Source organism: Acidithrix ferrooxidans (assembly GCF_000949295.1).
GTDB lineage: Bacteria > Actinomycetota > Acidimicrobiia > Acidimicrobiales > Acidimicrobiaceae > Acidithrix > Acidithrix ferrooxidans.
In genome coordinates this window covers 38,691-54,697 of record NZ_JXYS01000081.1, presented here as the reverse complement: position 1 = coordinate 54,697, position 16,007 = coordinate 38,691, and the positions used below count along the sequence as shown (strand labels likewise).

Annotated in this window: 11 protein-coding genes, 1 tRNA gene and 1 pseudogene; 1 reads left to right on the top strand and 12 read right to left on the bottom strand. The window is 47.0% G+C overall.

Translation table 11 applies throughout. The features are described 5' to 3' along the window. Positions 1–577: 577 nt before the first annotated feature. The 4 genes and pseudogenes from AXFE_RS18575 to dnaG form a co-directional block, all read right to left on the bottom strand. Positions 578–1,033 (bottom strand): annotated as a pseudogene (locus AXFE_RS18575) (low molecular weight protein-tyrosine-phosphatase). Positions 1,034–1,333: 300 nt separating this feature from the next. Next, a tRNA-Asn gene (locus AXFE_RS12925) sits at positions 1,334–1,406 on the bottom strand. Positions 1,407–1,532: 126 nt separating this feature from the next. Further along, positions 1,533–2,474: a sigma-70 family RNA polymerase sigma factor gene (locus AXFE_RS12920; protein ID WP_160291857.1), complete on the bottom strand. Its 942-nt coding sequence runs from the start codon at positions 2,472–2,474 to the stop codon at positions 1,533–1,535. 55 nt (positions 2,475–2,529) lie between these two features. After that, positions 2,530–4,473 carry a DNA primase gene (gene dnaG, locus AXFE_RS12915; protein WP_052606375.1) on the bottom strand — a complete coding sequence of 648 codons (1,944 nt, stop codon included), beginning with the start codon at positions 4,471–4,473 and terminating at the stop codon, positions 2,530–2,532. A gap of 755 nt (positions 4,474–5,228) precedes the next feature. On the opposite strand from dnaG, the gene AXFE_RS12910 reads away from it, so the two are divergent. Continuing rightward, complete coding sequence (locus tag AXFE_RS12910; RefSeq protein ID WP_052606374.1) at positions 5,229–6,026, top strand: helix-turn-helix domain-containing protein; 798 nt, start codon at positions 5,229–5,231, stop codon at positions 6,024–6,026. Between the two features lie 291 nt (positions 6,027–6,317). On the opposite strand, the gene ppdK is transcribed toward AXFE_RS12910, so the two are convergent. The 8 genes from ppdK to ybeY form a co-directional block, all read right to left on the bottom strand. Beyond that, a complete protein-coding gene (gene ppdK / locus AXFE_RS12905; RefSeq protein WP_052606373.1) occupies positions 6,318–8,951 on the bottom strand; it encodes a pyruvate, phosphate dikinase in 2,634 nt (877 codons plus the stop codon). A gap of 389 nt (positions 8,952–9,340) precedes the next feature. Next, positions 9,341–10,654, bottom strand: coding sequence for a glycine--tRNA ligase (locus tag AXFE_RS12900; protein ID WP_152626083.1), 1,314 nt, complete (start codon positions 10,652–10,654; stop codon positions 9,341–9,343). Positions 10,655–10,692: 38 nt separating this feature from the next. Next, on the bottom strand, positions 10,693–11,409 hold the full coding sequence (gene recO, locus AXFE_RS12895) for a DNA repair protein RecO (RefSeq protein ID WP_052606372.1): 717 nt from the start codon (positions 11,407–11,409) through the stop codon (positions 10,693–10,695). Positions 11,410–11,570: 161 nt separating this feature from the next. Then, positions 11,571–12,323 (bottom strand): polyprenyl diphosphate synthase, encoded by a 753-nt coding sequence (gene uppS, locus AXFE_RS12890; RefSeq protein WP_235347813.1) that lies wholly within the window; start codon positions 12,321–12,323, stop codon positions 11,571–11,573. Continuing rightward, positions 12,320–12,799, bottom strand: a complete 480-nt coding sequence (locus AXFE_RS12885) for an FABP family protein (RefSeq protein WP_052606371.1) — start codon at positions 12,797–12,799, stop codon at positions 12,320–12,322. Before AXFE_RS12885 ends, uppS begins: the two co-directional genes overlap by 4 nt. A 270-nt stretch (positions 12,800–13,069) precedes the next feature. Continuing rightward, a complete protein-coding gene (gene era / locus AXFE_RS12880) occupies positions 13,070–13,921 on the bottom strand; it encodes a GTPase Era (protein WP_052606370.1) in 852 nt (283 codons plus the stop codon). A 2-nt stretch (positions 13,922–13,923) separates the two neighbouring features. Continuing rightward, positions 13,924–15,225, bottom strand: coding sequence for a hemolysin family protein (locus AXFE_RS12875; protein WP_052606369.1), 1,302 nt, complete (start codon positions 15,223–15,225; stop codon positions 13,924–13,926). Positions 15,226–15,332: 107 nt separating this feature from the next. Beyond that, positions 15,333–15,812, bottom strand: coding sequence for an rRNA maturation RNase YbeY (ybeY, locus tag AXFE_RS12870; RefSeq protein ID WP_052606368.1), 480 nt, complete (start codon positions 15,810–15,812; stop codon positions 15,333–15,335). Between the last annotated feature and the right edge of the window lie 195 nt (positions 15,813–16,007).

The window sequence follows — 16,007 nt, the reverse complement described above, 5'->3', positions numbered from 1 at the left end:
AATTACAACTAGATCTGCTGTTTACTCCATCTCTTTGGCTTACATCCTCATTACAAGGACTTCGTAGCTACTACGGGATGGTCCGCCCCCAATCCATAGGCATTTGGTACTTTCCCTCTTGTTGATCTGCAACTTGTAGGTTTTTCCTCATCTTTGGGCTTAGCCCATGTGGGCTTAGCCAAGAACGTCTAGGACTGGGTTCTCATGTTCCACATAAACGCCTGATGTTAAGCTCACGCCACCTACACGCCGGATGCCCCCATATAGCCAAGGGGAGCACTAATTGGGTTAGTCTCCAAGTTGTCCCGAAAGTTCGACGTCCCTCGGTTTCGACATCATCCATACCAATTTCGAACGCTTCGTCAGTGGTTTGTTTTCACTCGTCTTCTTAACTCATACCTGAAAGAGTCATTGCTCTAACTTTTTTAGTACCGCTTTGGACAACAGTCTTTAGCTAATGCCCCGTACGGTGGTTTGGAATCTCCTCCCAAAAGGCGATCCCGGAGGGCCTACCTCCATCATCTATGTAGCATTGCAGTGTGATTGTTATCAGCTTCTACATGATTTACAACCTCTTTCATTCATGACGCACGCCGAAACTTGAGCTATCGCCTAAATAAGGATCTGGCACATCGAACTCATGCGAAGGCTCCCAATGAAGGCCGCTTAGCATCGGATCAAAGTAACGTAACATGACAAGTTCAGCCTTCCAAGATCTCTTGGAACTTAGCCGACGCAAAAAGTCGTAATTCTCGTTATCCAGGGCCACAATTAGATCCAGGTCCCTTGACTTATTAGGTTCGAACTTAGATGCGCTATGGCGATGCGAGCTGTAGCCCTTTCGTGAAAGTGCTTCATGTGCCCTAGGATCTGCATCTTGACCGATATGCTAGGATCCAGTCCCAGCACTAGAGATTTGAGCACTCATGCCATGGTCGAGAGCGACATTAACTGCTACAAACTCCGCCATAGGTGACCGACAGATATTTCCAGCGCAGACAAAACATATCCTTGGAGCTTTCCTGTCTGGCATGACCGACAAGATCGAAGAGACGTCAAACATACTTCACATACCCATTTCGCAATTATCACTTGAACCGATTGCTATTTTATCCAAGAGCCATTAAATCCACGAGCGAGACAAATCTTTCGCATTGGCTTTAGCGATAATTGCACTTAAAACAAACAAACGCCCCAATTGGTCAATACCTTGGATCTATAACCCTGAGGAAAAAGTTGGCTTTGCGTCAACCCGAAGAAGAATCGCAATAAAAGTTGAGCTTGGCAATTGCCAAGCTCAAAAAAAGTATCTACGACCTCGAAAAATAAAAAGCTCCGGGGGAGAGACTCGAACTCTCAACACCGCGGTTAACAGCCGCGTGCTCTGCCAATTGAGCTACCCCGGAAAGGTACCTTTACAATTTAGCACGCTGAACCCAACTTCAATACACTCAAAATACATTATGAGATAATTTCGCCTGGGCTCCGAGTTACCAACCATCCACCAACGGTCAGTCATCGTAGCTCGAGGGTTAAAGGTCTATCAGACCTCGAAGTTCTTCCGCGGAATTTCCAAATTTCACCCTACGCATAGCACGTGACTCAATTTGATGAATCCGTTCCTTCGACACACCCATTAGTCGAGCAATCTCGTCGTCACGAATGGGAACTGCTGCAGAGCCAAGACCATACTTAAGCGAAAGAACTTCCCTCTCTTTATCGCCCAATTCATCCAAGGCATGACGTAAGCGCCCCCTAATATCCTCCTGCTCAACACCAAGATAGCGACTCGCCGATGACTCATCTTCAATCATGTCCATCAAGGTGACTTCCCCTTCGGAGTCTGACTTTAAATTCTGATCCAACGAGATGGAGTCCGACTTGATGTTTAGGAGATCGACGATATGTTCGAGGGGCATCTGGCAAGCACGCGCCAGCTCCGGCATCGTTGGATCCCGAGCCAACTCCTGCTTTAGAGTGCCTTTAATTCTTGTAATCAAATTTAGATCGTCGAGGATATGCTGTGGGATCCGGATATTACCCTTCTGCTCACCTATGGATCGAACAATAGCTTGTTTGATCCACCAAGTGGCGTAAGTCGAAAACCTAAAGCCCTTTCGGTAATCGAACTTCTCAGCAGCCCGCATCAACCCAATATTGCCCTCTTGGATAAGGTCTAAGAACGAGAGACCTCGATAGCGATAACGTTTAGCTATCGACACCACCAATCGAAGATTGGAGTTGGTAAGTTTCAACTTAGCCAAATCACCAAGTTTTATAAGCTCTTGATCACCTTCGAGGGGCTCATTGGCTTCAAGGCGAACCAGCGCTAGAGTCCGAGCATCGATCCGACTGGCCAGTTCCAGCTCCTCTTCAGAATTCAAAAGTGGATATTTCGATATCTCTTTCAAATAGTCACGCAAGGAGATATCCGATTCAAGGGAGGACTTTGAGGTAGTATTCATATCGGTCATTTGAAAGTCCCGACTCGCCCAAGATTGCTTGAGTTGCAATTGGTTGCCAAGGAGTTCACTCTGGCACCTCATTCTCCCAAAAATATCGCAGTAAAGTCCCAACTGCCTCATCAAGAGTGAGCGAGTCCCGCAATTTCGCTCGCTCTGACCTAATAAAAGCCATAGTCGAAGAGATCTCCAACAGGACCAAATCATCCTCGTTCCCCGATTGAGCCATTCTTCTGATCCGACGAAGGAGTCCCTCGACCGTGCGATCACAGTGGAGTTCGAGTAGTTGAGCTATCACACCGACCTCATCCATCTCCGAGGGAACAACTGAAAGTCGAGCCATTAGGCTACGTGCGGTTTCGCTTAGGGGAAGATCGCTCTGGTGGCGTAGTTCCAGGCCATTCGATGTAGTCAAATATTCACGCAACTCCAGGTGTATCGGATGGGTAAATAAAAATGGAGGCATATAGTCGCCCAAATCTGTGGGATTTGCGATCAATGCTCTAATCGCTTCATTGTATGGTCTAAATTCACCATCTAGGAGTTCGCTCAAAGAATAACGCGGCGGCAGTGTCGAAGAAAGTTGATCAAAATCATCCTCAGACAAAGGGGCCAGATCAACATTGGCGTCGTCTTGAGGCTGAACTGGGGAAACCATTGGTTGATTTACACCTTTGACAAGTTCCTGACTTGGTTCGCTATGTGAACGGCGAGCACGCACAGTTCTCTCGAGTCGCCGCTCTAAATCTTTAACCTCTAGCCGACAAGCGTCAGCTATCATCATCAGATACTGCCCTCGAATAAGAGGATTGGGATGCTCAGAGATAATATTGATGGCGCCATTACTCGTACTCACCCGCCCCTCGATTGACTTTAAATCACTATCTTTAAAGAATCGCCTGAGTCTAAAGGATAAAAATGGCTGAGCCTCTTCGATCGCCTTTCTCAGGAGATCCGGCGATGAGAGCGAAAGTGATGCTGGGTCTTCCCCGTCGGGAAAGCTAGCCACCCTTACATTTAAACCAAATCTACGTTCCCATTCGTATATCCGCTCGGTTGCACTCGCCCCAGCCTTATCACCATCAAAGGCTAAAACAATATTTTTAGAGAAGTTCTTAAGGCGATCGAGGTGCTCCTCCGTCAAGGCAGTACCACACGTAGCCACAGCCACTTCAAGACCTACCTTGAAGAATGCAACGACATCTGTATACCCCTCACATATAATCGCCATATCCTTATGTACTATCTCAGATTTTGATAGATTCAGGCCATACAAGGTACGCCTTTTGGCATAGTGATCGGTTTCAGGTGAGTTTTTATATTTAGCAGGCTCGGATTCTCCACGGTATTCAACTCCAGGGATAACCCTTCCTCCAAAGGCCACAGGATTATTCGATTGATCAAAGATCGGGAAGACTATCCTTCCCGAAAACATATCTCTTTGATGGCCATAAGAGTCAACAAACCCTAAGCCACTGGCACTAAAGAGGCCATTAGAGACTCCTAGGAATCTAGAAAGTGCAAGAGAATCACCTGGGGACAATCCGATTTGAAATCTATCTCTGAGCTTGGCAGAGATGCCTCGGCTCTCCAAATAGTCAATAGCAATCTTAGAGTTAGGTCCGTCATTCAAATTTGCGACGAAAAACTCCTTGGCTCTACTTATCGTCTCACGCAACACCTTTAGGCGACCTTTGGCCTTAGAGTCCTCCCCCGAATCACGACTTATCGAGATACCAACACGATTAGCGAGATATTCCACTGCGTCTGCGAAATCGAGCTTCTCTATCGAGCGCACGAACGAGATTGCATCGCCAGAAACCTGGCAACCAAAACAGTAATAAACGCCTAATTTTGGATTTACTGAAAACGACGGCGTGGACTCAGAGTGAAAGGGACACAGTCCGACGAAACGGTTCCCGACTCTACGCAAAGGCACGTGTTCGGAGACCAAACCAATCAGGTCGACGCGTTCTAACACAGCAGTCACTTCAGAGGATGGAATTGACACTAAAAACCGCTTTCAAGAGATCAGGTTGACGCCCAGTCGCACAAAGAAAATCACCTACCGCAGACAAGGGGAGCAACTCTATTTTAAAGGTCCACACAAAGATGAATACGACACGATACGAGCACAAGCCATGTGACTTGGCACACTTTTGTACCTTATAAACAAAATCTAGCTCACACCGATGAGTCTATGCGAAAGGCATTGAAGTTATCATCACTCATAAAATAGCTGTGACATTCGACCCCATTGTCGCATCTATCAATTCCAGATACCGCACAAAATAGTAGGCAAGCAACTTGGACTACAAAGAACACTCGGCTATCGATTGGAGGTCTACGCCAAGGAAATAAAACTGTTTTATAAATCCAAAAACCAAGAATAAGACCTCTTCAACTTCGAAGCCGACGCAGCGTTCAAATCCGATCAAAGCAAGAGATTGGAAGCGGACCCCATCGAATTCAGATAAAATTCAGAAATTTCACTTTGCGTCACAACTAACGCTGTAATCTGGCTATTTTTATAGTTATAATTTTGTAAAATTAACTCCATAGTTTGAAACAGCAGCAAAAGTTAACCTACCTAGATCGAACTTTACTGCCGACGACTAGGACAATAAGGGCGATCATTGATGAGGACCCAGTACAAAAAATGGATCTTTATTTTGATGTATTCATCCTGAAGATCAAAAGTCGTATGGCTGCAAATGAACTTTGAGGTCATGGCGAAAACTCATTTGAAAAGTAGAATTGAATGTGATGACGCAATACGTTGAATTGGCGGATGCAGCAGAGATATTAGGTGTGCATTACCAGACGGCTTACCGTTGGATTCGAGAAGGCGTCCTCAAGGCGGAGAAGGTAGGGACTCGCTATCGAGTTCACAAAAGCGACCTAGCGGCATTCAGAGACGCTCGATATTCTCCAATCCCACCGCCCGAGGTTACAAAAGTTCGAGATTGGGAAGTCCTATCTCAACACTTCTACACCAACCTGATCACAGGTAGCGCTTCAAATGCCAAAGATCAGTTTGAGAGACTGTTGGTTGGAGGGCTCGATATCGTAGAGGCAATCGAAAAGATGATGGCTCCTGCTCTATATGAAATTGGCCAAGAATGGACTACGGGCTGCCTTTCAGTCGCCGTAGAGCACAGGGCAAGTAGGATTTGCTGCCATATTCTAGAGACCGCATCATATCAACGACGAGGACGACCGCACGGTAAAGTAGTAGTAACCACACCCGTGGGAGACGAACATGAATTACCCTCTATGATGGCGACCGCCTCTCTCCGTTTTCACCACTGGCTCGTTCAACACCTTGGTTCACAGGTACCAATGCAAGATTTAGTCGATTTTGCCAAAACCGACAAGCCGGACTTTGTTGTACTGTCTGTAACAAATCCAAAAGCAAGACCATCGGCCCTAATTACAAAAGAACTCCTCGAGGAAAACGGCTTCCGGACGATAGTAGGAGGGATGGGATCAAGCGTATCGGAACTCATCCAAACTATTCAAAGCGCACATGGCGAAGTCGATATTGACTCCATCGCACAGTAACAGATCCACTGGCACAAATTGAACCCTCAAATTACAAGATAGCTATTCGTTCAACGCTCAAAAGGATGTCCGAGCGATTCCAATTTACGCCTCAAATCTCATGATATACGCGAAATGACGTTTAAGAATAGATGAGAGGTCTCCTAAAAATACTCCAAAGATCCCGCCTTGGGATCTTTGGAGGTGATATAAAAGACATTAATTTGGGCTTTATGCTCTAGAGTCAATCCCACAAACACTCAAGCGGGATTACTATCACCAAATCATTGAATCGATTCCGCGAAAATAATACTATTTATCGCTCACGCCATGGCGAAGGACGGCTTGTGCGGCTGCCAAACGTGCAATTGGCACCCTAAATGGTGAACATGAGACGTAATCCACGCCAGCATCTACGAGGATATCGATTGATGCGGGATCACCACCGTGTTCTCCGCATATCCCCACCTTTAGAGACGGACGGCCCTGCCTTCCTTTGGCGATACCAATTCTCACTAATTCCCCAACTCCATCACCGTCTAGACTTTTGAAGGGGTTGGACGGAAGCAAGCCCTGATCTATGTAAGTCGCCATCATTTTGCCTTCGACGTCATCACGAGAAAAGCCAAAAGTCATCTGCGTTAGGTCGTTCGTACCAAAAGAGAAAAACTCAGCGACCTGTGCTATTTCGTTGGCACAAATGGCTGCTCTTGGAGTCTCAATCATAGTCCCAATAGAAATAGCCACATCTCCAAAGTCACCTTCGGAAGAGATTGCATCTTCAACCCACGAACGAGCTAGCTCAAGCTCTGCCCTAGCGACTGTCAGAGGGATCATTATCTCGACATTGGGGTGAAATCCATTGTCGGCCAAATCTCGAGCCGCCTCAATCAAAGCTCTAACCTGCATGCTATAGAGTCCCGGCTTCATAACCCCTAGGCGAACGCCTCTCGTGCCCAGCATTGGATTGACCTCTCTCCAAGCGCGAGCTGCCTTGTAGAGCCGCCCTTCTTCTTCGGTTAGACCAATCGAAGCCTCTTTGATCGCCAAAAACTCTGTGTCAGGCAAAAACTCATGAAGGGGAGGATCGAGAAGGCGAACCGTAACTGGCAAAGTATCCATGGCGAGCAGGATCTCCCGAAAATCGATCCTTTGCGCAATCCGAAGCTCCTCGAGTGCATCTGCCTCATCCGCTTCGGTCTCGGCCAAAATCATCCTTCGGACGATCGGAAGCCTATCCTCAGCTAAAAACATATGCTCAGTACGACATAGGCCAATACCTTCAGCTCCAAATTTACGAGCGTTAGCGGCATCTTGAGCGGTATCGGCATTAGTTCTAACCGCAACCTTACCCTTACGAATATCATCCGCCCAACCAAGAATCATCTCAAATTCAAAAGAAGGCTCAGAGACTGATACCTCTACGGCTCCGAGAATCACCTCGCCGGTCGTTCCATTTAGTGATATCTCGTCACCTTCAACCACACTAAAGCCGTTTGCTACGAAGGAGCGACCGATAATGTGAATCGAATCCACACCAACAATGGCTGGCTTGCCCCACCCTCTAGCCACTACGGCAGCGTGAGAGACAAGTCCTCCCCGAGATGTGACTATACCCTCTGCGGCCAGCATGCCACTCACATCCTCAGGCGAGGTCTCCTTGCGGACCAAAATTGCCCGTTCACCCCTTTGAGTAGCTGCTATAACATCTTCACTACTAAAGTAGGCCTTTCCAACGGCGGCTCCTGGAGATGCCCCTAGCCCTCTGGCGATAACCTCGACCTCAGTTGTCGTAAATTGCGGATGCAATACCTGGTCTAAATGTTCCGAGGTAATACGAAGGACTGCCTCCTCGCGAGATAGGCCGATATCGGGTTCATTGGTCATATCGACAGCCATCTTCAGGGCGGCTAAGCCAGTTCTCTTTCCCACGCGAGTCTGAAGCATCCATAATTTGCCCTGCTCGATCGTAAACTCTGTATCACACATATCTCGATAGTGACGTTCTAGCCGACCAAAGATCTCGCGCAGCTCCTTATCTATAACCGGGAAACGCTGTGCAATGGCCGAAAGAGGCTCCGTGTTTCTTACACCAGCAACGACATCTTCACCCTGTGCATTGACTAAGAAATCACCATACGCGAGGGCCTCACCGGTCGATGGATTACGCGTGAAGCCAACACCAGTCCCTGAGTTATCGTCACGATTTCCAAATACCATCGTCTGGACGTTCACCGCAGTACCCAAGTCGTCGGGAATTCCCTCCCGTTGTCGATAGGCGATCGCACGCTCGCCGTTCCATGAACGAAATACCGCCTCAATTGCCCCCCGCAATTGCTCTTTGGGATCCTGAGGGAAGGCAGCTCCTACATATCGAAGTACGATTTCTTTATATGAGTTCACCAAGTAGGATAACAAAACTGTTGGTACCTGCGAATCCGAACGCGCACTCGCCAAATCCTTTGCCGCATCGAAAAGATCATCAAAGACCTCGCCTTTGACACCCAAGACGATTCGACCATACATCTGAATAAACCGTCGATAGGAGTCGTAGGCAAAGCGTTCGTCTTGTGTTTGATCGTGCAGACCACCGACACTTATATCGTTAAGCCCTAGGTTCAAGACTGTATCCATCATCCCAGGCATTGAAAACTTTGCTCCAGAACGTACCGAGACCAGTAGTGGATTTGTTGGATCTCCGATTCGCTTTTTCATCTTGTCCTCGAGACGACCAAGCGCTGCATCTATCTCAAGGTCAAATTGTGGGATCCATCCAGAGTGCATATATTCACGACAAGCCTGTGTCGATATCGTAAAGCCTGGGGGCACTGGAAGCTTGAGTACCGAAGTCATCTCGGCGAGATTGGCGCCCTTGCCACCCAAAAGATCTCGCATATCCCTAGGCGCTTTAGCATGGTGAAAATCAAAGTCAAAAACAAAATTCATAGCAACTCTATGCTAACTAACTTTGTCAAATAGATAGTAAAAAATCATCACCCATAAGGGTGATTTTTCAATGTATACAATTTGACTACTATATATATCCATACTGCTTTAAAATATGCGATGACACAACTTCTACCTTGGCTGAAAGTGCGAATTGATTTTCATAAAAAGCGTTTCAATCAGCCAATTTACCACCCTAATGAGGAATCTCCGGAGATCAAAGATCACCGGAGATTACAAAATCCATATAAAGCTTCAGTTGTGCGATTCATTGTGGTCAACGATTTATGGTCAACTATAAATATCATCTCGTAAGCTCCAAAATAAGGTATTACGAAGCTAAAGCGCCATCAAAATAAAAGACGCCAAAACGATACGCATTCAAAGAATCATCTCTCAAAAGCGCTAAATAACTTATCGATCTCACTCGGCAAATCCGACACCTTGGCTCTAATTTGGCTAGTCGAATCACGATCTCTCAATGTAACTGTATCATCCTCGAGTGAATCAAAATCGACAGTTAGACAGACTGGTGTTCCAACTTCGTCCTGGCGTCGATATCGTTTTCCTATTGATTGAGTGTCGTCATAGTCGCAGAGAAATCTATCCGAAAGAGCTGAGAAGATCGACCCCGCCTTCTCCATCAAGGGCGCCTTTCTCATCAACGGCAGGATTGCAACCTGAATAGGAGCAATTTTAGGGTGAAGACCAAGTACCACGCGGACTTCGCCTTCGACTTCATCTTCTCGGTATGAAGCAATCAAAAAGGCCATCATAGCCCGGGTCGCACCAGCAGCAGGTTCGATGACATAGGGAGTATAACGACTGTTTGTTACCTGGTCGAAATATTCCAGTTTCTCCCCCGAAGCGCTTTGGTGTGATTTGAGGTCAAAGTCGGTACGGTTGGCGATGCCCTCTAGCTCACCCCATCCCCAAGGAAAATCAAACTCAATATCTACGGTTCCAGCGCTGTAGTGAGACAGTTCCTCTTTTTCGTGATGGCGTAGGCGTAACATTTCGCTCGGTATGCCATTTTCTTGATACCATGCAAAGCGCTCTTGATACCAATATTCAAACCAGGTTTGAGCCTCGTTAGGCGGAACGAAAAACTCCATCTCCATCTGTTCAAATTCACGAGTTCGAAAGACAAAATTCCCAGGCGTTATCTCATTGCGAAAGCTCTTCCCCACCTGAGCTATACCAAAAGGAGGCCGCTTTCGAGAGGTTGTGAGAACATTCGCAAAGTTTATGAACATCCCTTGGGCCGTCTCAGGGCGCAGGTATGCGACCGATCCATCTGACTCGACCGGACCCGCATGAGTCTTGAACATCATATTGAATTCGCGTGATGGGGTCAAGTCGCTAGATCCACAGTTGGGACAGACGCCATCTATATGATCGGCGCGCCATCTCTCCTTACATTTACGACAATCCACCAAAGGATCGGTAAAATTCGCAAGGTGACCCGAAGCCTCCCAAATCTTTGGCGTGGACAAGATAGAGGCGTCAAGGCCAACCACATCTCGTCTGCGCTCCACCATGGCATGCCACCATTGGTTCTTGACATTACGCAACATCGCGACCCCGAGGGGGCCATAGTCGTAGGTGGAACGAAATCCACCATATATCTCCGCTGACGGGTATATAAACCCGCGTCTCTTGCAGAGGCTTACAATCTTTTCCATTAATTCAGCATTAGCCATGATCCAATTGATCCTAATGCCAAAACAATAGAACTCTTCTAATAAGAACCGAGATGAAGGGCCTTAACCTTATGCGATATCAAATTCTCCACTTGGGAAATCGCCAACTCTTCAACTTCTAATCGCACTGGCGAATCACCAAGGGCAAGGGCGCGGGCTACTTCACCTTGGCTGATATAGGAGATCACCTCTATGGCACCCTTTGAAATCCGCTTAGCGCTACCGTGGCTAGAACACACCAGTCCCGACCCAGAGTTAGAGAAAAATTCGAGCCCTTCTGGCTCTCCGCATTCAACACAACACGAGAGCTCAGGGGAGACACCCTCTACCTGTAGAAGCCGCCATAAAAATCCACTCAGCAAATATGGCGAATCACGCCGCTCCAGAGTATCAAGGGCGCGCACGAGAAGTTTGAAGATCTCAATATCACCCGTTGAATCTCCGATCAACTCCTCAATGACTTCTACTATTGCAAGCCCTTTACGCAAAAGCTCGAGGTCGGATTTTATCCTAGGAAAGAGTTCAATTGACTCAACTTGGCTGACGATATGCAGTTCAGAGCTACCCTCCCAACACTGAATCTTCAGGTAGCTGATCGGTTCAAGTCGAGCGCCAAACTTGGTCTTTGTCTTTCTAACGCCTTTGGCAACAGCCCTGATTTTGCCGTGCTCCACACCGTATAAGGAGATGATCTTATCGGCCTCGCCAAGTTTCCAATTGCGCAAGACAACTGCTTGGTCGTTATAAAGGGGCATCTATTTTGTCTTGCGCTTCCTATTTGGTCCGATATTAAATAGGAGGGAAAAGACTATCACGACCACCAACACGATCCAAGCCGGTCTAAACCCACCAATAGCGGCAAAGAGTAAAAAAGCAAAAATTCCAAAGATTCCAAGGGCTGCTATGGTCTTCATCTCTATCCAATCTTGCCGAAGCGCCTATTTCGCCCCTGATATTCGTAGATCGCCTTATATAGATCTTCTCTACGAAAATCTGGCCACAGAACATCGGTGAAGACCAGCTCTGAATAAGCAATCTCCCAGAGAAGAAAGTTTGAAATCCTATATTCTCCCGACGTTCTAATCACAAGGTCCAATTCAGGTGCATCTGGGTTATATAGGTGTTTAGAGATAGCCTTCTCGGTGATGTCTGAACTTTTAGCTCCACTATCCAGCAACGATCGAACGGCGTCAATAATCTCTGCCCTTCCTCCGTAATTAAAAGCAATAGTGAGAACTAACTTCTCGTTATCCCTGGTTTGATCTGCGCTCTCATCCATCTGGCGAAGAACCTTCTTGGGCACACGCCAATCTCGTCTGCCTGCAAAGTTTATACGAACACCATTTTCATCAAGTTCGTCCTTACGCCGCATCAACAGGGATTCGTTGAAGTTCATCAGATATCGAACCTCGTCAGCGGGTCGCCTCCAATTCTCGGTAGAAAATGCATAAACGGTTAACCAGCTCACACCGACTTCGAGACATCCATATACGGTATCCATCAACGCAGACTCGCCAGCAGAATGGCCATCGGTTCGTGGTAAACCTCGCCGCTGGGCCCATCGACCATTGCCATCCATTACACAACCCACGTGCCGTGGAATTCGGCCTTTATCCAGCCAAGAGAGCGTCACATCTGAATCCGAATCACAATTAGGATCGAAGGTCAATTGACACTCACCTTTCGGGTAAGAACCCCAGATAGATGATGAGAGAGAAAGACGTCATTCGTCGCCATCGAGATCCAATAGGCCAGGCCCAGCGAGTCGAAGGTAAATTTCCTCTCAATTCGTCGCACCGCCTTAGCACTTGGTGATGACATCGGAACGCAACCACTTGAGATCTCAACGCTTCCATCGCCTAAAATAGCGACGGACCCAACCGAAACTTCGGTCAATCCCGTCGGCTGAACGACTAGAAATTCAACGGATTGATCTGCTCCCAATCGAAGGTACCCCATCTCTTGATGCATTGGAGTATCGTCTCCAATCGATGTAGTCCCTTGGGAGTATTTGATAAATCCCTTTTTAGATAGCGAAAAGATCGTTATTTCATTGTATTCAAAATCAGCGATCGTTGGATACGTTCCACTTCCACGACCTACAAATCGCCCGCAGACAGCCTCGATAACCGCTCCGTTTTCCATTCGAGCTCCTAAACAATCCAACGGGAAGATCCAAATAGATCGCGACTGTTGATTCTAAATCAAAAACAGCTTTAGCCTTTTTGAAAATTCAGATACCCACTCAAGGAGAGAGTCTAAAACACATCCGCGATTTCAATCCAAACAACGACCGCGATCTCTCTGGAAATATAACACTAAAAGATGAAAGTTGGCCAAGGAGCGTATCTCATTGAAAAATAGATTTTTATTGATTGGACTCCATAAGTTTTCTTTGCAATCCAATTAGAAGTGCTAAAGGCCAAACTCATCAAGATAGCGATTTTGAGATTGCCAATCCTTGGCAACCTTCACCACAAGCTCCAGGTACATCTTTGGAGGCAAGCTCTTTCTGACCAGAATGCCCACCTCTTTCAAGTTGGAACCCCTGTGTCCGACCACAATACCCTTTTGAGAGTCCCTCTCTACAAATATCTCACAGCGAATATAGGACTCCTCAACCTCGGTCACCATTGTGGCGAGCGAGTGTGGCAGTTCCTCTCGCAATATCTCCAGCAAAGCCTCTCGAACAAGTTCTGCAATCCACTCTGTCTCAGTCGTATCTGAGACCACACCTGGTGGATAGTATGGTGGCCCGCTTGGCATCTTGGCAACTATCGCCTCACGAAGTTCGTCTACACCCTCTAAGGTCTTGGCGGAAATGGGAAAATATTCTTCCATGTTGTAGGAGCTCAACCTTAAAAGGCGATCCATAATTGCACTCTTGGAAGCCCGATCCACCTTATTCAAGACGATAAAGCTACCCGGAGGGGCACTTGCCAAAACTCTCTCGTCGCCAGGACCCATCGAAGCCGACGCATCCACCACGACAACTGCCAAATCCACATCGCTCATAGCATCTGTTGCTGTGTTATTCAATCGAGCACCAAGACGGGATCTCGGCTTATGGATTCCCGGCGTATCGACTAAGACGACTTGATAGCCGTCCCCACTTATAATTCCACGAATCGCTGTTCGAGTCGTGTTCGGTTTGGTGGAAACGATAGAGATCTTCTTGCCGACAAGAGAATTGATCAAGGTGGACTTACCCACATTGGGTCGACCGATTATCGCAACAAAACCAGATCTGTAATCATCAAAAGTCATATTCAAATCCCCGAATCGCCAGATGGGCCATCACGGATCTCAAGACGAATGGTGACAACACGATTTCTTATTACATTTTCTGCGATCAAGGCGTACTTTCCACTGGTAGCTTCCTCTCCAACCTTCGGGAGGTGTTCGAGAAGCTGCAAAAAGAGGCCGCCTACCGTATCCCAATCACCTGTAGGAAGAGAAAGAGAGTACTCTTCATTCAATTCATCAACACTTTTAGTAGCCTTCACTCGATAACAACCAGGACGAATTTCAACAACTTCATCCTCTTCGAGATCGAATTCATCAACAATATCTCCGACGAGTTCTTCAATCAGATCTTCCATTGCCACTAGACCCGCGGTACCGCCATATTCATCGACCACCAAAACTAGGTGATACTTACCGGCTTGCATCTCGCGTAAAAGTGCAAGGACTGGTTTGGTCTCTGGGACAAATCGAGCGCCTCGTGTTATTGTAGCCACCAAAGCCAAACGCTGTCCGCTCCTACTAGCGCGAACCAGATCTTTAATCATAACTATTCCAGTGATATTGTCTAAGTTGTGATCGTAAATTGGAAGTCTCGAGACTCCTTTTTCTAACGCCAGCGACAATACGAAGTCAATAGTGGAAGTTTGATCAGCCGCCACTATATCTACGCGAGGCACCATAATTTCACGTGCAACGGTATCGCCAAATTCAATAACCGACGCAATAATTTCTCGCTCTTGATCCTCGATTGCCTCATCTTCGGCAGCCGCATCTGCCATAGCAAGCAACTCCTGCTCTGAGACATTTCCCATTGTAGAATATGGCTGCCCCTTCAAAAGTGCATTCGTAATACCAGAGACGACCATCGAAGCCCCTCTAACAAGTGGAAACCGCACCAACAAAGAGACGATAGGGGCGGAAAACAGTGCGGCACGTTCTCCATGGTGAACAGCGTAATTTTTTGGGATAGCCTCTGCGACAATAAAAATTACAATAACTTCAAAGACTATGGCTACGCTCACACCTAGGGCACCAAAAAGACGAGCGGCTATAACTCCGACCAGCGTGGCAGCTACAAGTTGAAAAACCAATCCGGTCAACAAAATCGCATTCAAAAATTTGCCGGGCTCTTCAATCAACTTTGAAAGATCCTTGGCTCCACGTCGATTCTGCTCCGCGAGAACGGAGGCTTTAACCTTTGTTATGCGAGTCAACGAGGTCTCAGCCAGAGCAACAAAGCCGGACGCAGCTATAAGAACGACTACAGCAAAAACGGTGAGCGTATCGCTCGCTCGCCATGCAACAGCCGCAATAATGATATTCATCGTCTATACCGTTCGGTCCGATACGTCTCCACCGACGCCCAAACTGAGGCGCAAAGGATGACTTCCGCCCCTTTTATCTAGGTCTTCAACTAGGTCTATCGATCTGCTCAATGTTTCAACTTCTTGGAATAATAAAAGTCATTAAGTAGGTCACGTTCACGAGCTTCCATGACCTCTGCCTCTTCTTCTATCTCATGATCCATTCCAGAAAGATGCAATACGCCATGTACCACTAAAAGAGCCAATTCATCTTCAAGACTACCATCATGAAGATCATCTTGGTGTTCTTGAGAATTTTCACGTGCCACATCGCAACAGATATATATCTCACCTAGAATACGAGGAATCTCAGCCGATATCTCCACTTCAAAACTTACTGGAAACGAAAGAACATCAGTGGGACCCTGTTTTCCCATATACTCCATATTCAACTTGGCGATCTCTTGTGGACTTACAAATGATAGGTAACACTCGGCATTTCCGCTAACACCGCTTGCGAGCAAGACCTCTCTTGTCAGCTCTCCCCAAACAGTAGGGTCCAGCGACGAGTCTTGCTGCGCATCGACCGAATATACAATAATCGTCACTCTAACTAACCCTATGTATCGAAAGGCTTCCACTAAACTTTGCAGGAGCCACGATAACAACATTTCGTCAAGAGCAAATTAGAAATGCTCAGCACAAATAGCTCGGAAGGCAACCACAAACCTATCCAGACAGCCTACTCTTTGGATAAAACGTCCATGTAGGCCAAGAGGTGTAAGGTCTCTTAAAAGAACTAC